Annotated in this window: 18 protein-coding genes, 1 tRNA gene and 1 other RNA gene; 19 read left to right on the top strand and 1 reads right to left on the bottom strand. The window is 71.2% G+C overall.

Translation table 11 applies throughout. The features are described from left to right. The first annotated feature begins 512 nt into the window (after positions 1–512). The 15 genes from ACIQZO_RS25980 to ACIQZO_RS26050 all read left to right on the top strand — a co-directional run bounded on the left by ACIQZO_RS25980 (position 513) and on the right by ACIQZO_RS26050 (position 11,981). Complete coding sequence (locus ACIQZO_RS25980; RefSeq protein ID WP_403630345.1) at positions 513–833, top strand: hypothetical protein; 321 nt, start codon at positions 513–515, stop codon at positions 831–833. Further along, positions 830–1,426: a hypothetical protein gene (locus tag ACIQZO_RS25985; protein ID WP_403630347.1), complete on the top strand. Its 597-nt coding sequence runs from the start codon at positions 830–832 to the stop codon at positions 1,424–1,426. The genes ACIQZO_RS25980 and ACIQZO_RS25985 overlap by 4 nt, the downstream gene beginning before the upstream one ends. A gap of 8 nt (positions 1,427–1,434) precedes the next feature. Next, on the top strand, positions 1,435–2,070 hold the full coding sequence (locus ACIQZO_RS25990) for a GGDEF domain-containing protein (RefSeq protein WP_403630603.1): 636 nt from the start codon (positions 1,435–1,437) through the stop codon (positions 2,068–2,070). Beyond that, complete coding sequence (locus tag ACIQZO_RS25995; RefSeq protein ID WP_403630350.1) at positions 2,070–3,158, top strand: conjugal transfer protein; 1,089 nt, start codon at positions 2,070–2,072, stop codon at positions 3,156–3,158. Before ACIQZO_RS25990 ends, ACIQZO_RS25995 begins: the two co-directional genes overlap by 1 nt. Then, positions 3,158–3,541 (top strand): RRQRL motif-containing zinc-binding protein, encoded by a 384-nt coding sequence (locus ACIQZO_RS26000; protein WP_403630353.1) that lies wholly within the window; start codon positions 3,158–3,160, stop codon positions 3,539–3,541. Before ACIQZO_RS25995 ends, ACIQZO_RS26000 begins: the two co-directional genes overlap by 1 nt. A 38-nt stretch (positions 3,542–3,579) precedes the next feature. Further along, complete coding sequence (locus ACIQZO_RS26005; protein WP_403630356.1) at positions 3,580–5,733, top strand: cell division protein FtsK; 2,154 nt, start codon at positions 3,580–3,582, stop codon at positions 5,731–5,733. A 140-nt stretch (positions 5,734–5,873) separates the two neighbouring features. Further along, positions 5,874–6,155, top strand: a complete 282-nt coding sequence (locus tag ACIQZO_RS26010) for a hypothetical protein (RefSeq protein WP_403630359.1) — start codon at positions 5,874–5,876, stop codon at positions 6,153–6,155. A gap of 4 nt (positions 6,156–6,159) precedes the next feature. After that, the gene (locus tag ACIQZO_RS26015) at positions 6,160–6,360 is read left to right on the top strand and encodes a hypothetical protein (protein ID WP_390033399.1); all 201 of its coding nucleotides are present in this window, start codon (positions 6,160–6,162) and stop codon (positions 6,358–6,360) included. Then, positions 6,357–6,962 (top strand): hypothetical protein, encoded by a 606-nt coding sequence (locus ACIQZO_RS26020; protein ID WP_403630362.1) that lies wholly within the window; start codon positions 6,357–6,359, stop codon positions 6,960–6,962. Before ACIQZO_RS26015 ends, ACIQZO_RS26020 begins: the two co-directional genes overlap by 4 nt. Then, the gene (locus ACIQZO_RS26025; protein ID WP_403630365.1) at positions 6,959–7,261 is read left to right on the top strand and encodes a hypothetical protein; all 303 of its coding nucleotides are present in this window, start codon (positions 6,959–6,961) and stop codon (positions 7,259–7,261) included. Before ACIQZO_RS26020 ends, ACIQZO_RS26025 begins: the two co-directional genes overlap by 4 nt. A gap of 29 nt (positions 7,262–7,290) precedes the next feature. Beyond that, positions 7,291–7,563 (top strand): hypothetical protein, encoded by a 273-nt coding sequence (locus ACIQZO_RS26030; RefSeq protein ID WP_403630367.1) that lies wholly within the window; start codon positions 7,291–7,293, stop codon positions 7,561–7,563. An 84-nt stretch (positions 7,564–7,647) separates the two neighbouring features. Beyond that, on the top strand, positions 7,648–8,574 hold the full coding sequence (locus ACIQZO_RS26035; protein WP_403630369.1) for a bifunctional DNA primase/polymerase: 927 nt from the start codon (positions 7,648–7,650) through the stop codon (positions 8,572–8,574). Continuing rightward, positions 8,571–10,121: a YfjI family protein gene (locus ACIQZO_RS26040; RefSeq protein WP_403630372.1), complete on the top strand. Its 1,551-nt coding sequence runs from the start codon at positions 8,571–8,573 to the stop codon at positions 10,119–10,121. Before ACIQZO_RS26035 ends, ACIQZO_RS26040 begins: the two co-directional genes overlap by 4 nt. Positions 10,122–10,403: 282 nt before the next feature. Continuing rightward, the gene (locus tag ACIQZO_RS26045; RefSeq protein WP_403630374.1) at positions 10,404–10,628 is read left to right on the top strand and encodes a helix-turn-helix domain-containing protein; all 225 of its coding nucleotides are present in this window, start codon (positions 10,404–10,406) and stop codon (positions 10,626–10,628) included. 69 nt (positions 10,629–10,697) lie between these two features. After that, entirely contained in the window at positions 10,698–11,981 is a 1,284-nt protein-coding gene (locus ACIQZO_RS26050) for a tyrosine-type recombinase/integrase (protein ID WP_403630377.1), read from the top strand. 63 nt (positions 11,982–12,044) lie between these two features. On the opposite strand, the gene ACIQZO_RS26055 is transcribed toward ACIQZO_RS26050, so the two are convergent. Then, a tRNA-Ser gene (locus ACIQZO_RS26055) sits at positions 12,045–12,132 on the bottom strand. 107 nt (positions 12,133–12,239) lie between these two features. Between ACIQZO_RS26055 and ffs the strand changes: the two genes are divergently transcribed. The 4 genes from ffs to ACIQZO_RS26075 all read left to right on the top strand — a co-directional run bounded on the left by ffs (position 12,240) and on the right by ACIQZO_RS26075 (position 18,007). Further along, positions 12,240–12,338, top strand: an RNA gene (gene ffs, locus ACIQZO_RS26060) — signal recognition particle sRNA small type. Positions 12,339–12,403: 65 nt separating this feature from the next. Beyond that, positions 12,404–14,605, top strand: a complete 2,202-nt coding sequence (locus ACIQZO_RS26065) for a DNA polymerase III subunit gamma and tau (RefSeq protein ID WP_403630380.1) — start codon at positions 12,404–12,406, stop codon at positions 14,603–14,605. 60 nt (positions 14,606–14,665) lie between these two features. Further along, a complete protein-coding gene (gene purD / locus ACIQZO_RS26070; RefSeq protein ID WP_403630383.1) occupies positions 14,666–15,919 on the top strand; it encodes a phosphoribosylamine--glycine ligase in 1,254 nt (417 codons plus the stop codon). 309 nt (positions 15,920–16,228) lie between these two features. Beyond that, positions 16,229–18,007, top strand: a complete 1,779-nt coding sequence (locus ACIQZO_RS26075) for a hypothetical protein (protein ID WP_403630606.1) — start codon at positions 16,229–16,231, stop codon at positions 18,005–18,007. Positions 18,008–18,064 lie beyond the last annotated feature (57 nt).

Consider the following 18,064-nt stretch of genomic DNA (forward strand, 5'->3'; position numbering starts at 1 on the left):
GACCGCACCAGCCGAGGCGAGTGGAGACCAGCCGACCGAGAACGGGCCCGCGTCACAACCGGGCCCCACACCCCAGCAGGGGGACACGCCATCGGCTCTAAAGAACCACCCGGCCGACATTGGGCCGCCACGACATCCGGAGACAGGGACCGCCTCCGGATCGAGCGGAACCGGGTGAAGCCCGCTCCCACAGACATTGGCCACCTACAGAGGAGCTGCCGTGAGCCGCTTAAGACCCTCGGCGGTCGCCGCACTGGACCGGTGCGGCGGCCTTGCCCTTCGCGTCACCGCTCAACCGCCACGCGAGGCGGCCCCGGACTTCCGTCCGGTGCCGCTCGCTCGGCCTCTCCACCTTCCGCGGCGTTCGCGCTGCGGCCGGTTGCCCGCCCTGCCCGTCCAGTACGGGCGGGGTTGAGGGGAGCCGCGAGTACGGGCTTCACCCCCGGGGCCGGTCGCCTCTCTCCAAAGACCGCGACCGCCCCGGTTCCCTTCGCTGATCAGGAGAGATCCACATGCGTTCGTACATCGGTAACCACCAGATCGTGAACCCCGCCGAGTTCGAGGAGCTGGCCCTCGGCTTCGACGAACTGCCGCTCGGGCTGGACCGGGACCTGTTCCGGGGCCCGCTCGCCCCGGAGACGGCCCAGGAGCGTGCGGCCCGTGAGACGGTGGCCCGCGAGGTCATCGCCGAGTTGGCGGCCCTCGGTGAGGGCGGCGATGAGATCGCCGCGTGGGACGCGCTCTACGCCGACGCGCTCACCCGCACCATCCCCTTCCTGCGGGGCGCTGCCCGTGACGCCGGCCGTTCCTCCTGGATGGGGGAAGCGGCATGAGGAACCAGGCCCCGGAGCAGGAAGAGCTGTTGGACCACAAGGGCAACCCGCGTGCCGTGGTCGAGATGGCATTGAGCTACGGGCAGTCCCGTCTGAACACGGCCTTTCACGAGGCCGGGCACGCGGTGCTGTCGATGGCGTGCGGCATGCACATCGTCAAAAGTGAGGTGATCGCCTGGGAGCGGCCCGGCGGTTGGTCGGTGACCGGCCGGACCGACCACGAGGCGCACGACGTCGACCCGTGGGAGTTCGCGGCTGAGTGCGCGGCTGGGGAGCTGGCGAGCCTGCATTTCCTGCGGGTTGAGGGGCTGTGGACCCCGGAGCGGGCTGCGGCCTGCGCCGCTGACCATGACCGTGAGCTGGCCATCGACGTGCTCGCCGCCAACGGCTACCACCTCGGACGAGACCACACGCCCGAGGGCGGTAAGTCCTGGGCTGCCGTGCAGGCCATGGCCGTGGCCCGGATGCACCGGCTGTGGGATGAGATCACCACCGTGGCGAAGGCCATGGACGAGCGGGACGCTCTGACCGGGGCCGAGATTGCCGACCTGACCGGTCTGACCAACCGCCCGATGCCGGGCGGTGCGGCATGAGTCACACCATGGCGGCCTTGTCCGCAGCGCTTCCCCTGGCATCCGGCTGGTCCGTTCACAGCCTGTGGATGTGGCACCGGATCGCGGCTGCACGCCGCGACCCGCTCACCGGGCTGCTGACCCGGGACGGATTCACCGAGGCGGCCCGGCGCTGGCTGTCGACGATCAGGCCGAGGGCGGTCTGCCTGATCGACCTCAACAAGTTCAAGCAGATCAACGACACCTACGGCCACGCCGCCGGGGACGCGGTCATCCGCGCCGTTGGCGAGCGGCTGCGCGAGTGGGCGCTCAACAACTCGGCTGTTGTCGGGCGCTTGGGGGGCGACGAGTTCGCCGCCGTGGCTCCCGCCTACAGCGAGAGCCAGCTCACCGAGACGCTCAGCAGCCTGACCGCTCGGCTGGAGCAGCCGGTAGACGTCGGGGGACACTCGCTGACCATCAGCGCTGCGATCGGCGTGGTCCGCTTCAACCCGCGTACGGACCGGGCGGACCTGCCCGAGCTGCTGCGTGTGGCCGATGAGCAGATGTACCGGGCCAAGCGCACCGGCACCCCATGGATGCAAGCCCTCGGCTGCGCCCCGGAACGGGCGACGGTCAACGGTCGCCGCGACGGCCGCCCCGGCACCCGTGGGGAGGCGGCGTGATGGAGACCCGCAAGGCCCTGACCACGGTGCAGAAGGTCGTGTTGACGGCCGCGTTTGTGCCCATGCTCGCCACCGGCGTTGCCGGTGGGGTGGGTACTTACAGCAACATCAGCCGCGCGTACGGCTCGGGCACGGCGCTGGGCGCGGTGGCGGCCGGTGAGGGTGCGACCGCCGTTCTGGCCCTCGTGCTGCTCGGGCTGACGATGCTGGGGCAGTCCTCACCCCGTGTCATCCGGCTCGGGTTGTGGGCTCTGCCGGCCGCCGCATCGGTGATGGCGGCGATGGCTGCCGATGACCCGGGCCGCACCGTCATCTACGCCGTGACCCCGATGGGCATGTGCGTCGCAGCCGAGGGCATAGCGTTCCTGGCCCGGCGGATCGTCGTCCACCAGGACGGCCACGACGCCGAGGCAGAAGCCAAAGCGGCGAACGTGGTTCGGGCGCTGGCCTACCACCGGGCCCGCGCCGCGAACCACCCGTGGTCGTGGGTCCGCAAGCGGTCCGACCAGACGTCGTGGCGACTGGCCCGGAAAGTCGGCCTGGGGGACGCCTCACTGGGCGCCCGACTCCTGGACGTCCAGCGCGAGCGTCTCACCAGCGGCGCAGATGCCGCCCTGGCCGCCATGTTCACCACATCCACAAACCAGCATGAAACATCAGAGTTCACCATAGATCGGTTGGGGTCTGACCTGCACGAGTCGACCGCCGAGGCCCCGACCGCGACGGCCGAACTCATGGCTGCCGAGTCGGCCGACCCGATGCCGGTCATCGCGCCGGTGAAGCTGCCCGAGTCGGTTCCGGTAGTCGACCCGGTCGAGCTTCCTCAGTTGGCTCCGGTGAAGGCGGTTGCTGCTGTGGAGTCGGCTCCGCGTCGGGCGACCGGTCGGGTGCCGAAGTCGGCCCGCACGGACCGGCCGACGCGCGGTTCGGATGAGCTGCTCGATGAGGCCCGGTCGGTCACGAGCAACTGGTCCGACGCCGAGCTGACAGCTGAGGCGATCCGTAAGGCGGTCCGTACATCGTCCGCCAACGGCCGTCTCCTGCGAGACACGCTCAAGGCTGAGCGCGCCGAACAGGCGGCCGCCTGATGGGGGCTCTGACGTACGGCAAATGCTTCGACCCGGACGGGGCCCGGTTCGGGATACCCACCTACCCGTGGCGCCTGGCCCCTGAGGGCATGGCCACCCGCCGGCAGCTTCGCGCAGAAGGGCTGCGGCCCGGTGGCCAGCCGATCGCGGCGCAGCTGCTGCGGGCCCGGTTCCGGCGTGGGCCGCTGGTGGCCTACCTCTACCTGATCGAGCTGGCCAAGCCCGTGCGGCCCATGACCTCCCGCAAGTGGAGCGCGCTCGCTCTGGCGATGCTCGCCCGCCGTACCTGCCCCGAGTGCTCCACCGACGCCGGATACGTCATCCCGGCCTCGCTCGGCATGTGCGTGCCCTGCGCCTACCCCGAAGAACAGCGCGTCGCCTGAACCTCCATCAGCCCACCGCTACAAGGGAGCAGACCACCGTGTCTGACATCTACGCCACAGACCAGGCCGAAGACCTTGAGCGCCCCGGCGCCGAAGTCTTCGACATCACCACCAAGCGCCCCACCGTCCCGGCACCGGCCGCCCCGCCGGCCGACCGGTACGACGACGAAGAGGAGTCGCCGCGGCTGCGGCCGGTCGACTCCCCGGACCTGCCGCCCCCCGGCATCACGACCTACAAGCGGCTCCCGATCATCCCTTCCTGGCTGAAGTCGAAGCCGGGGTTCGTCTCCACCACGCAGCGCGCCACGAGCAACGCGTTCTACGCCACCGCCTTCCACGGCATCCGCACCCCCTGGTACGCGCTGCAGCTCGGTCTCCATGCCCCGCGCGGCATGGCCCGGCTGGTCCGCGACACCAACAGTTGGGTGTGGGACGCCGAAGCGGCCCCGCTCCGCGCGTACGAGGTCTACAGGGAGAACACCGCCGAGTACCTGAAGCTGTCGCGCCAGCGCGACAGCCGAGTACGCCTGAGGACGCTGGTCACCGTGGTCGCGCTGATCTTCGGTACCGGCTTCGCGCTGACTATGTACGTCATGGCCCCCGGCTGGCTCACGGTCCTGGCTTCGGCTGCTGTGCTCGCCGCCGGTTTCTGGGGAGCCCCGAAGGATCAGCCCGTGATCGGGCCGGCCGTCCTCAAGACGGAACTCCAGAAGCTGACCGGGACGCTGGTGCTCCGGGCACTGGACAACATCGGCAACGCGAAGCTGTCGGCCGCCATCAAGAAGGGCGGCGACATGAACGGCCTGCGCTTCACCTCGGAGATCACCCGGGACGGGCCCGGCTACCGCGCCGACCTCGACCTTCCCTGGGGCGTCACCCCGGAAGACATCATGGAGGCCCGCAAGCCGCTCGCCTCCGGCCTGCGCCGCAAAGTCGGCTCGGTGTGGCCCTCGGCCGACCCGACCGAGCACGAAGGACGACTCATCTTGTGGGTGGGCGACAAGCCCATGAACGAGACGAAGAAGCCCGCGTGGCCGCTGCTGAAGTCGGGGCAGGTGGACCTGTTCAGGCCGGTCGTCTTCGGCAACGACCAGCGCATGGCCGACGTCGCAGTCACCCTCATGTTCGCCTCGGTCGTCGTCGGCTCGATTCCCCGTATGGGCAAGACGTTCCTGATGCGGTTGTTCCTGCTCATCGCAGCACTCGACCCGCGTGCACAGCTGTACGCGTTCGACTTCAAGGGCACCGGCGACTTCGGCGCGCTGGAACCGGTCTGCCACCGCTACCGGGCCGGAGACGAGGACGAGGACATCCTCTACGTCCTCGAATCGCTGCGGGAACTGCGCCTGGAGCTGCGCCGCCGGGCGAAGGTCATCAAATCGCTGCCGCGCTCGCGCTGCCCGGAGTCGAAGGTGACCGCTGACCTGGCCAACGACAAGTCCCTCGGGCTGCACCCGATCGTCGCCGGATTCGATGAGTGTCAAGTCCCCTTCGAACACGAGAAGTACGGCAAGGAACTCGAAGAGATCGCAACCGACCTGTGCAAGCGTGGCCCCGCCCTCGGCATGGTCACCCTGTTCGGCACCCAGCGCCCCGACGCGAAGTCCCTGCCCACCGGCATCTCCGCCAACGCGGTGCTGCGGTTCTGCCTCAAGGTCATGGGCCAGCCCGCCAACGACATGGTCCTCGGTACCTCGATGTACAAGGCGGGGTACCGGGCCACGATGTTCTCCCGCACCGACCGGGGCATCTGCTGGATGGCCGGTGAGGGCGATGACCCGCGCATCGTGGCCTCGGCGTTCGTGGACGCGCTCGGAGCCGAACAGGTCGTCGTGCGGGCCCGGCGGATGCGCGAGGAGTACGGCAACGTCACCGGCCACGCCATCGGCCAAGAACCCGAGAGCGGCGAAGCATCCTTCGACCTCCTCGCCGACATCCTCAGGGTCGTGCCGGCCGATGAGGACAAGGTCTGGAACGAGAAAGTCGCCGCCCGCCTCGCCTCGCTCCGCCCCGAGGTCTACACCGGCTGGAAAGCCGAAACGGTCACCACCAACCTGAAGCCGCACGGCATCACGGCGCAGGACGTGTGGGGCTCCACCACTGCCGGCAAGGGCACCACCCGCCGCGGTATCGCCCGCGCCGACATCAGCACCGCCATCACCCTCCGTGACAGCAGGTGGTCCGGGAGCTGACGCGCACCGCTGCTAGACCTAGCGGCCATCGCTGCTAGGTCTAGCACCCTCGCTAGCACCCCGAACCGCTCCCCATCAGCGATCTCGCACCTAGCAGCCGACCTGCGAAAACACCGGAAACCCTGCCCGGAAGGCACCCCATGAGCTCCATCCTCCTTGCTAGTGCCTGCCTGCTCATCATCACTCTCGGTTACGTCAGCAAGTGTGCGTCCAGCCCGTTCGGGACCTGCCGCAAGTGCAAGGGCTTCGGCTACGCGATGAAGACCGACCGCAAGGGCCGTCTCAAGCGCGGCAAGCACTGCCGCCGCTGCGACGGCCACGGCAAGCGGATCCGCACCGGCCGCCAGCTCTACAACCTCTGGCTTCGCACTTACCGCGACGCCACCCCCGCCCCGCGCAAGACGTTCGTCCCGAAGGGATAACCCCATGGCCATCACCGTCTCGCTCGTCTTCCTGTTCGGCCTGGTCCTGTTCTTCCTGCTCCGTTCCAAGACCCTCGGCTACGGCTCCGCGTTCATCGCCATGATGTTCGGCTTCTTCCTCGCCTCCACCGGAGCGTCGGGCCCCATCAACGAACTCACCACCGCTGTCGTCAACGCTGTTACGGACCTGGGGAGCCAGTCATGAGCGAGCCCATCACCTACCGGCACTGGGCCCTCGACCTTGCCCCCAAGGCAGCCCCCGCCCTCGCCACCACGACGGTCCTGATCCTGGGCCGGATCTGGAACGCCAACGGCGCCGAACACTCCGTCGGAAATGCGGCCCTCATGGTCGTGCTCGCCGCCGGGGCCGCGACGGCCGGCGCCTTCTCGGCTGGCAACCACTCCGGCGGCAGCGTCATCGCCGGAACTGCCTTCGCCGCGTCCGGCGGGCTGGCCCTGGCCGGAGTCGCCGGATACGCCGATGGCCTCTCCCTCCCCGTGCTGCTGTGGGCCCTGGCCACCGCCGTGGCCTACGGCCTGGCCGCCCGCTACTGGCGCACCGACCGCCGCGAGGAAGTCGCGCACGAGTGGCAGACCGACGGCCGCCGCGAAGTCCACGCGCACGTCGAGCGTGTCGAAGCGCTGCGTGCCGGAGCACAGATCGAGGTAGCCCGCTCCGGCGCCGTCTACGCCGAGCAGCTCGCCAGCGCGCTCATCACCCGCGCCGGCCTCCCCGGCTTCAGCCCGCAGGCCCTCACGGACGCGGGACTGCCCGAACTCCCCTCGGTCGAGGGGAGGGGCTGGTGACCGGGCCCGAGGCGGCATACGCCACCGCGCCGAGCGTCATGAGCGAGATCGGTTGGACCGTGCGCGGGGCCCGCGACTGCCACAGCGGCATCCGCGTCCGGGAGTTCTGGCTCCGTAAGGCCGCGCTCCTGGACCGCATCGCCCTCACCGACGACGACCCCGTCGGCGGCGACGCGGGGACCTGCGCGACCGAAGCGGCCCGGCGGCTCATCGAGATCGACCACGTGGATGGCCCCCGCGCCGCAGACCCCCGCGGCTACGTCCGCCAGGAATACGCCCTCTGGCTCCACCACCACTGAGGAGAGACACCTTGAGTTCCAGTCCCGCCTTGAGCACCACGCAGCACCCGACGATGCACACGCAGGTCGACGGTCTCAGCTACCGGCCCGAGCGCGTCAGCGTGGTCGCGGCCCTGTCCCACATCCGCAGCGCCCGCAAGAGCCCCAAGAACGTAGACGCGGTCAACGTCTACGCCTTCATCGGCCGTGACGGAATCCCGCTGCACGTCGCCTACATCCACTACACCCCGGGCCGCTGGCACGGCGTGAAGGACGTCATCGACGTCTACGAAATCCCCACCGCCGCGCTCACCGACTTGTAGCTGTGCCCGGGGCGGTCGCCTCTCTCCAAAGACCGCGACCGCCCCGGTTGCCCAGTCCCTTCGCAGAAACAGGAGCACCCCAGCATGACACCAACCCCCACCCCCCGACTGCTCAGCGCAGCTCTAGCCGCCGCCGAGCGCGGCTGGCCCGTCTTCCCGCTCCGCCCCGGAGACAAGCGGCCCGCCGGACACCCCGAACGCAACTGCCCCCGTACGGGCCGCTGCACGGATGGTCACCGCACCCCCGAACAGCGCGCCACCCTCGACCCCGAGAGCATCACCGCGTGCTGGCAGGCGGCCCCCTACAACGTTGGCATCGCCACCGGCCCCGCCGGACTCCTCGTGGTGGACCTCGACCTTCCCAAGGACGACGACGGACCCGCGCCCCGGGAATGGGCGGGGGCGACCGATGGCCTGGACGTGTTCGCGATGATCTGCGAGCGCGCCGGTGAGCGGATGCCGACCGAGACGTTCACGGTGCGTACCCGCCGCGGCGGACAGCACCTGTACTTCACCGCCCCCGCCGAAAAGCAGCTACGTGGGAGTGCAGGACGCCTGGGCTGGAAGGTTGATACGCGAGCCTGGGGCGGGTACGTGGTCGCGGCCGGCAGCACCGTGGGCACCGGCTCGTACGAGATCATTCACGACGCGCCCCCGGCTGGTCTCCCCACGTGGCTCTGTGACCTGCTCGTCACGCCGTCCGCACCCGCCCCGGTCCCCGTTGCCGTGCTCCGCGCCCGCATCGGCAAGGCGGACCGGTATGCCACGGCCGCGCTGAACGGTGAGGTGGCCAAGGTTGAGGCTGCTGCCACCGGCGCCCAGAACACGACCCTCTACAACGCGGCCTACGCCCTCGGCCGCCTCATCACCGCAGGGGCTCTCACGGAGACGGAAGTCACCGACGCGCTCACCGCCGCCGCGCCGGAAGGCCTCGCGCCTTCCCGCGTCGCGGCCAGCATCCGCGACGGCATCCAGCGCAGCGCCCGCAACACCCTGGGAGGGGCTGCATGACCACTCAGCCCGTGGACAGCAGCGAGCTGTGGGCGGGGTTCGAGGCTCTGGACGCTCAGCAGGCAGCCGCAGCACCGTGGGAGGAGCCGGTCCCGCTCATCGCCCGCCGCGAACTGCCGACGTTCCCCACCGAGGTCTTCCCGGCCTGGCTCGGTGACTTCGTGCGGGGTGTGGCGGAGGAGACGCAGACGTCCGTGGACGCTGCCGCCTCGCTGGCCCTGGCGGTTCTTTCCACGGCCGCCGGGGGCCGCGCGGTGGTTCACGTCCGAGGCCGGTGGCGCGAGCCGGTCAACGTGTTCGTCGTCATGGCCCTGCCCCCGGGCAGCCGGAAGTCAGCGGTGTTCGCCCTGATGACCAACCCGCTCTATAAGTGCGAGGCGCTGCTTGCGGCAGCGTCGGCCGGAGCGATCATCGAGGCCGAGCTCACCGCGAAGCTTGCCAAGGAAGTCGCGGACAGCGCAGCCGCGAAAGCGGCCCGCGCGGAGTCGGACAAGCGTGAGCAGCTCGTGGCGGAGGCCATCGGCCTCGCGCAGGTCGCGGAGTCCATCGTCGTGCCCACCAAACCCCGTCTGCTGGCGGATGACGCCACGCCCGAGGTCATCGCCTCACTGCTGGCGGAACAGGGCGGCAGGCTCTCGGTCATGTCCGCCGAGGGCGGCATCTTCGACATCATCGCCGGACGCTACTCCGGCACCCCCAACATGGAAGTCTTCCTCAAGGGCCAGGCCGGCGACCGGCTGCGCGTCGACCGCCGGGGGCGCGAAGAGTTCATCGAAGCCCCCGCCCTCACCATGGGGCAGACGGTCCAGCCCTCGGTTCTGGAGGACATCAGCCGCATCAAAGGCGCTGGGGACAGGGGACTGCTGGGGCGGTTCCTGTACTCCCTGCCCGAAGACCTTGTGGGCTACCGGGAAGTCCTCCCCGAACCCCTCTCCGAGGACGTAGCCGACACCTACGAGGAACGCGTCACCGCACTGACGATGTCCCTCGCGGGCTGGACCGATCCGGCCGTTCTCCAGCTCACCCCGGAGGCGAACGAAGGGCTGGCCGCCTACGAGCGGCGACAGGAACCGCGGCTGCGCAAGCGCGGCGGGGACCTCGGGCACATCAGGAACTGGGCCGCGAAACTCGGCGGTGCGACCTGCCGCCTCGCGGGACTGCTGCACCTGGCCACGCACACCGAGAACGGGCACACCCAGCCCATCACCGCCGACACCATGCACGACGCGGTCAAGCTCTCGGACTACTTCACCGTCCACGCCCTCGCAGTCTTCGACCTCATGGGCGCTGACCACACCGCCTCCCGCGCGCACTCCGTACTGGAGCTGCTGCGCACCCAGAAGTGGAGCGAGGTCAGCAAGCGCGACCTCATGGTGAAACTCTCCCGCTCCGAGTTCCCCACCGTCGCTGATCTGGACCCCGCGCTGGACCTGTTGGAAGACCACGGGTACGTCCGCTGCCAGGCCACCCAGCGCACCGGAGGCAGGGGCCGGCCGCCGTCCCCGCGCTACCTCATCCACCCCCAGCTGAGCGAACCCACCCTCTGAACCCCGCCACAGAAACCACAGAATCACAGAAATAGCCCCACCAGGGCCCTGACCTGCGTGAACGCCCTCAACGAGCACGCCCAGGCGGCCGCCACAGAAACCCGCAGAAGAACCACAGAAATAGGCGCCCACCCCGGCCCCCTTATTTCTGTGGGACTTCCCGCCCTTTCTGTGGCAGCCCACCCACGGGCCTCAACCCCACCGTTCGAGCAGGTCAGCGGCCCTGCCCCGTCTTTCTGTGTATTTCGTGGTTTCTGTGGCGGCCCGCCAAGGAGCGAGCCCATGCACGACACCCATGTCGCCGCGTCCCACGCGGCAGATCCAACGCTGGTGCTGCTGACCGTCGAAGAAGCTGCCCGCCGACTCCGCGTCGGCAGAACCACCTGCTTTGCGCTCATCCGCACCGGCGCACTGGAGTCCGTCTTGATCGGCGGACTCCGCAGGGTCCCGGTTGATGCGCCGGCCAAGTACGTGACTCGTCTCCGCACCACCCAGCACGCGGCTTGACGACGTCGAGACGGTGGCGCCGCGTAGGGCAGCCCGCCGTCCCGACCCACCTGAGACAGGAGTCTGCCTGTGGCAGAGAAGAGCAAGAAGGGCACCCGCCGAGCCAACGGCGAAACCTCGATCTACTTCGGGAAGGACGGCCGCTGGCACGCCAGAGTCCCGATGGGCTACCGGGACAACGGCGAGCCGTACCGGAGGCACATCACCCGGACTACAGAGGATCTCCTCATGGAGGAGGTAAAGCGGCTGGAGAAGCAGCGCGACCAGGGGACTGCCCAGCAGCCCGGGAAGCTGTGGACGGTCGAAAAGTGGCTGTGGCACTGGGTCGAGAACATCGCCAAGGAAGTCGTCAGCGAGAACACCTACGACGGCTACGAGGTGGCCGTCCGGGTGCACCTCGTTCCCGGTATCGGCAGGCACAGGATTGACCGCTTGGAGCCGGAACACCTGGAGAGCCTCTACCGCCGGATGAAGGCGAAGGGCAGCAAGCCCGCCACGGCGCACCAGGCCCATCGGACCGCGCGTACGGCCCTCGGCGAGGCGGTACGGCGCGGCCACGCGGCAAAGAACGCCGCCGCGCTGGCCAAGCCGCCGAGGGTGGAGGAGGCCGAAGACGAGATCGAGCCGTATTCGGTCGAGGAGATCCAAAGCCTGCTGATCGAGGTGAACAAGCGCCGCAACAGCGCCCGCTGGATGCTCGCCCTCGCGCTCGGCCTGCGGCAGGGGGAGACGCTGGGGCTCCGATGGGCCGACGTGGATTTGGAGAACGAGTACCTGAAGCTGCGCCGGAACCGGCTGCGGCCGAAGTACGCGCACGGATGCAAGGAAGCCGATCCGTGCGGCCGGAAGGCCGGGTACTGCCCCCTGCGCAGCCAGGTGCGGCGCGAGACGAAGAACACCAAGTCGCGCGCGGGGCGGCGTGCGGTGCCCCTGCCGGGCCCTCTGGTTCGGATGCTCCGGGCGCACAAGGTGGTGCAGGCACGCGAGCGGAAGGCGGCCGGCGACCTGTGGACTGAGTCCGAGTACGTGTTCACCAAGCCGCTCGGCGGTCCGCTCAGCCCGAACACGGACTACCACGACTGGAAGAAGCTCATCGGAGATGCGGGGGTGAGGGATGCGCGCCTGCACGACGCACGGCACACCGCCGCGACCGTGCTCATGCTGCTGGGGGTTCCGGACCGGGTCATCGACCAGATCATGGGCTGGGAGCCGGGGACGTCTGCACGGATGCGCGCACGGTACCTGCACGTGCCCGACGCCATGCTGAAGGACGTGGCGCAGAAGATCGCTGAGGCCATCTGGGGCCCCTCGGAGAGGGTCCTTGTGGACAAAGACCAGGACAACGAGGTCTGAGGAACGAAGAAGAGCCCCACCGCAAGCGGTGGGGCTCTTCGACGTATTGCCCGGTGAGAGCAATGGCGGAGGATACGAGATTCGAACTCGTGAGGGGTTGCCCCCAACACGCTTTCCAAGCGTGCGCCCTAGGCCACTAGGCGAATCCTCCGCCGCAAACAATACAAGACGTTGAGGGGTGCTCGCGAACGTGATCGTCGGGCGGAGGTCGGGTCGGGGTCCGGCTCGATTCCGGGGGCTTCCATCCGCTAGGGTGGGGCCAGCCCCTCACGTGGCGCTATCTCACCCAATTCCCCCAGGGCCGGAAGGCAGCAAGGGTAAGTGGGCTCTGGCGGGTGCGTGGGGGGCGCTTTGCGTTCCGGGCGGTCTCCTGGGGCATCGGCGGGCCGCTGATGTCGGTGGGCCCGGATAACCTCGTATACGTGTCGTCCCTTGCGCTGTACCGCCGCTATCGCCCCGAGTCGTTCGCCGAGGTCATCGGGCAGGAGCATGTCACTGCACCGCTGATGCAGGCCCTGCGAAACAACCGGGTCAATCACGCGTACCTGTTCAGCGGGCCGCGCGGCTGCGGCAAGACCACCAGTGCGCGCATCCTCGCCCGGTGCCTGAACTGTGAGCAGGGTCCCACCCCCACTCCCTGCGGGGAGTGCCAGTCCTGCCGCGACCTGGCCAGGAACGGGCCCGGGTCCATCGACGTCATCGAGATCGACGCCGCCTCGCACGGTGGTGTGGACGACGCCCGTGACCTGCGCGAGAAGGCCTTCTTCGGGCCGGCGGCCAGCCGCTACAAGATCTACATCATCGACGAGGCCCACATGGTCACCTCGGCGGGCTTCAACGCCCTGCTGAAGGTGGTCGAGGAGCCGCCGGAGCACCTCAAGTTCATCTTCGCCACCACGGAGCCGGAGAAGGTGATCGGGACCATCCGGTCCAGGACGCACCACTACCCCTTCCGGCTCGTGCCGCCCGGCACCCTGCGGGACTACCTGGGCGAGGTCTGCGGCCGCGAGGGCGCCAAGGTCGAGGACGGCGTGCTGCCGCTCGTCGTGCGCGCCGGCGCCGGCTCCGTGCGTGACTCGATGTCCGTCATGGACCAGCTGCTCGCCGGCGCCGCCGACGACGGTGTGACGTATGCCATGGCCACCTCCCTGCTCGGCTACACCGACGGTTCGCTGCTCGACTCCGTCGTGGACGCCTTCGCCGCCGGGGACGGGGCGGCCGCGTTCGAGGTCGTCGACCGGGTCGTCGAGGGCGGGAACGACCCGCGCCGGTTCGTCGCCGACCTGCTGGAGCGGCTGCGCGACCTGGTGATCCTGGCCGCCGTGCCGGACGCCGGGGAGAAGGGGCTGATCGACGCCCCCGCCGACGTCGTGGAGCGGATGCAGGCCCAGGCGTCCGTGTTCGGGGCCGCGGAGCTCTCGCGCGCCGCCGATCTGGTCAACACCGGTCTCACCGAGATGCGCGGGGCGACCTCGCCCCGGCTGCAGCTGGAGCTGATCTGCGCCCGGGTGCTGCTGCCCGCCGCCTTCGACGACGAGCGGTCCTTCCAGGCCCGGCTCGACCGCCTGGAGCGCAGCGGCGCCGCCGCGGCCTTCGCCGCGCCGCCGGTCGCGGGGCCCGCCCTGGGCTACGTACCCGGGCCCGAGGCGCATCCCATGGCGCCCGCCGGTCCCGGTGGGGGTGTGGCTGCCGTGCGCGCCGCCGCCGGGGTGCCGGCTGCCGAGCCGGTTCAGGCCGCGCCCGCGCCCACTCCTGCCGCGCCCGTGGCCCCCGCGCCTGCTCCGGCCGCCGGGCCTGCGGCTCCTTCGGCTCCCGCCCCCGGCGCCTGGCCCGGGGCCGCGCAGCCCGGCAGCGGTTCCCCCGGCGCCTGGCCGGGAGCCGTGGCCGCCGCGGCTCCGGCGCCCGCTCAGGCCCCCGCGGCTCCTGCCGCCGGTGCCTGGCCCAGTGCGTCCGCACCGACGTCCGCCCCCGCTCCTGCCGCCCCGGCCGCCGCGCCCGCGCCGGCTCCCGCGGCCGCCGCCCCCTCCCCCGGTATGGCCGCCGGAGCCGGGCAGGTGCAGGCGATGTGGCCCGGCGTGCTGGAGGCCGTCAAGAACCGTCGCCGCTTCACCTGGATCCTGCTCAGTCAGAACGCCCAGGTCACCGGCTTCGACGGAACCACCCTCCAGCTGGGCTTCCCCAATGTCGGTGCCCGCGACAACTTCGCCAGCAGCGGCAGTGAGGACGTGCTGAAGGCGGTTCTGGCCGAGCAGTTCCAGGTCAACTGGAGGATCGAGGCGGTCATCGGCGGCGGATCCCCGGCCCCGATCCAGACCGCGCCGTACGGTTCCTCGTACGGGGCCCCGGCCGCGCCCGCCCCCGCCTACAGCCCGCCGCCCCCTGCGCAGCAGCAGTCCTCCGCCCCGCAGGCCCCGCCGGCCCAGCAGTACCCGGCGCAGCAGCACTCCCAGCAGTCGCCTCCCGCCCCGCAGCCCCCCGCCCAGCAGGCGCCCCCGCCGGTGGCCCCCGAGGACGACTTCGCGGAGGAGGACGATCCCGACCTCGTCGAGAGCGCCCTGACCGGACACGACCTGATCGTGCGTGAGCTCGGAGCGACGGTTGTAGAGGAATATCCAAATGAGTAGCAGGCCCTGATTGGGTGGCCGCACGAAGGTGAGCGCGCCGTCCCGGCTAGGCTGAGCAGCGTGAAGGTCCTCGTCATCGGCGGCGGCGCCCGCGAACATGCCCTGTGCCGCTCTCTGTCCCTCGACTCCGCCGTCTCCGCGCTGTACTGCGCTCCCGGCAACGCCGGCATCGCCGACGTGGCCACGCTGCGCCCAATCGACCCCCTCGACGGCGACGCCGTCGCCACTCTCGCCACCGAACTCGCCGCCGACCTGGTCGTCGTCGGCCCTGAGGCCCCGCTGGTCGCCGGTGTCGCCGACGCCGTGCGCGCGGCCGGAATCCCCGTCTTCGGCCCGTCCGCCGAGGCGGCGCAGCTCGAGGGCTCCAAGGCCTTCGCCAAGGATGTGATGGCCGCGGCCGGGGTACCGACCGCGCGCAGCTACGTCTGCACGACCCCCGAAGAGGTGGACGAGGCCCTCGACGCCTTCGGCGCCCCGTACGTGGTCAAGGACGACGGCCTCGCGGCCGGCAAGGGGGTCGTGGTCACCGACGACCTGGCCGCCGCCCGTACGCACGCGCTCGCCTGCGACCGCGTGGTCATCGAGGAGTACCTCGACGGCCCCGAGGTCTCCCTCTTCGCCATCACCGACGGCGTCACCGTGGTCCCGCTCCAGCCGGCGCAGGACTTCAAGCGCGCCCTGGACGGCGACCGGGGGCCCAACACCGGCGGCATGGGCGCGTACTCGCCACTGCCGTGGGCCGACCCGAAGCTGGTCGACGAGGTCATGGAGCTGGTCCTCCAGCCGACCGTCGACGAGCTCCGCCGGCGCGGCACCCCCTTCTCCGGGCTGCTCTACGCCGGCCTCGCGATCACCGGCCGCGGTACCCGGGTCATCGAGTTCAACGCCCGCTTCGGCGACCCCGAGACCCAGGTGGTCCTGGCCCGGCTGCGCACCCCCCTCGCGGGCGTCCTGCTGAACGCGGCCAACGGCACCCTGGACGTCGTCCCCCCGCTCGTCTGGCGCGAGGACGCGGCCGTCACGGTGGTCATCGCCTCCCACAACTACCCCGAGACCCCCCGCACCGGGGACCCGATCGAGGGTCTGCTCGAGGTGGCCGCCGAGGACGAGCCCGATGCCTACGTGCTGCACGCCGGGACCCGCCGCGAGGGCAACACAGTGGTCAGCGCGGGCGGCCGCGTGCTGTCGGTGACGGCGACCGGATCCGATCTGGCGCAGGCCCGAGCGAAGGCGTATAAGGCGGTGGCGCGCATCCGCCTCGACGGCTCGCAGCACCGTACGGATATTGCCGCCAAGGCGGCCCAGGGCCGCTGACCAGCAGCTCCGCAGACCCGCGGGCCCGGTGCGCACCTCGTGCGCCCGGGCCCGCGGGCGTGTCCGCGTGCGACTGCATCCGGCCGCGTTCGAACGCATACACCTTTACCCAAAGCCATTCCATCGGGTGATCGTCACCCGGTCTGCCTGACGCCCGCGCGTGCCCCAACTAGGGTGCGATGCCAAGCATTCCGGCACTTGGCCCACCGGCATTGCGATGTCAGTGGCGGGTGTCAGAGTGGGGGAGTGAGCAACGTCGCCGCAGGGCAGAGGGGGTGAGGTCCGGCCGTGTCCGGAACCGGTTCGATCATGGAAGCGAGCGTGCCGTCCGCGCGTTCCCGCGCTCTGGCCGTGCTGCGCGTGCGCAGCAGGGCCTTGGCCGTCGGGCTGCTGCCCGCCGCCCTCGCGGTGGTGCTGGTCGCCGCCGTGACGACGGGCCGGCTGGCCGGTGATCCCTGGCCTGCGGTGACCCTTGTCGTGTGCGTGGTCGCCGCGCTGGTGCTGCTCGTCGGCGGTGCCTTCGCCGCCGTGGTGCTGCGGGCGAGCCCCGCCGTGACGCCGACGGTGCCGCTCTCGGAGGCCGCCGCGCCCGATCTCTACCGGCTGGTGCGGGACCTGGCCGACCGGATGGACGTGCCGCCGCCCTCCGCGATAGCCCTGACGCCCGACTGCGACAGCTGGCTGGAGGACCGCACGCACGTGGCCCACCGCCGCCGTGCCGCGCGTACGTGCGCCGGCGCGGCCGGACCTGCCGGGCCCGCGGGAGCGGAGTCCGCGCCGGGCGCCGCCCCCGTGCTGGTGATCGGCTCGCCCTTCCTGTGGTGGATGCGGGTCGCGGAGCTACGGGCGGTCCTCGCGCCCGTCGTCGCCGGTACGGGCCCTTCCGCGCACCCGGACATAGCCGACGCGCGTGGTTTTGTACGGGGCCTGGACGCGGCCGTGGACGTGGGCGGCCGGCGCGGCCTCGGCTGGATCGCCCCGCCGGCCCGGCTGCTGCTGCGGCTGTGCCGGACGGACGCCACCGAGATGGAGCGCGGGGTGGCCGCGGCCGCCTCGGAGCGCGCACAGGGTGTGGACTACGGGCTGCGCATCATCGCCCAGGAGCAGGTCGGCCTCGCCTACGCGGGCTGGGACCGGCTGCTGACCCGGGTCGCGCTGCCCGCCTGGCGGATGGGCCGCTGGCCGGCGCACCTCGACGCCGGGGTGGTCTCCGCGCTGACCGAGCTGTCCCGGCGGGACCGGCTGGCCGAGGGGTTCACCTCGCGGCTCGGCGAGCGCCCCGCCTGTGACCTGCTGGAGCAGCCCGGGCTGATCGACGAGGCGACCTCGCTGCTCGCCGCGCGGCTCTTCCACGGAGGTCCGGCCGAGGCAGGTCCGCACTGGTCCCCGGTGGACTGGACGGCGTATCCGGAGGAGGTCGTGGACCGCAAGTGGCGCACGGAGGCGGCCCGCCTGCACGCGGCGCTGGACGCCCTGGCCGTTGCGGCGGGTCGGCCGCCTGGCCCGTCCGGCGCAACGGCTGCCACGGCTCCCTCCGCTCCCTCCGCTCCGGCCGCGTCGAGCGGTTCCGCCGGTTCCGCGGCGCGGCCCGGTTCCTCGGGCCCCACCGTGCTCGCTGCCGCCGACTCCCCGCCGCCCACCGCGGACGGCTTCGCCAGGCCCACCCTGGAGCGGGTGCTGGGCTACCTCACGGACCTCGGCGGCGAGGGCGCGCCCGGCGAGGCGCTGGCCGACCGCATCAGCGGTGAGCTGGCCCGCGAGGAGCGGGCGGCCGGACCGGCCGGCGACGCCGGGAAGGCGCGCGGCGCGGACGCCGTCCCGCTCTTCCCGCTCCAGCCGCCGCGCAGCGGCCGGGACCTGCTGGCCGACCACGTCACGGCGATGGTGTGCTGCGCGGCCGTGGACTCGGCCGGGGCCGCCCCCGGCCTGGACTGGCTCGACGGGCCGGTCCTGCTGGTGGGCGGTGACCGCCGCTCCGACCTGGCGCCCCGCGTGCTGTGCCTGGTCGAGGAGGGGAACCCGGAGCCGCTGCGGGACTGGCTCTCGGCTCTCGGCGTCCGCCCGGAGAAGCCGGTCCGCCTGGTCTGAGCCCGGGTCGCGCGGCGCCCCCTCGGGAGTCTTCCCCGGCCACCCCCGACGACCCCC

It is taken from the genome of Streptomyces sp. NPDC097617, from assembly GCF_044761485.1.
Taxonomy (GTDB): Bacteria; Actinomycetota; Actinomycetes; order Streptomycetales; family Streptomycetaceae; genus Streptomyces.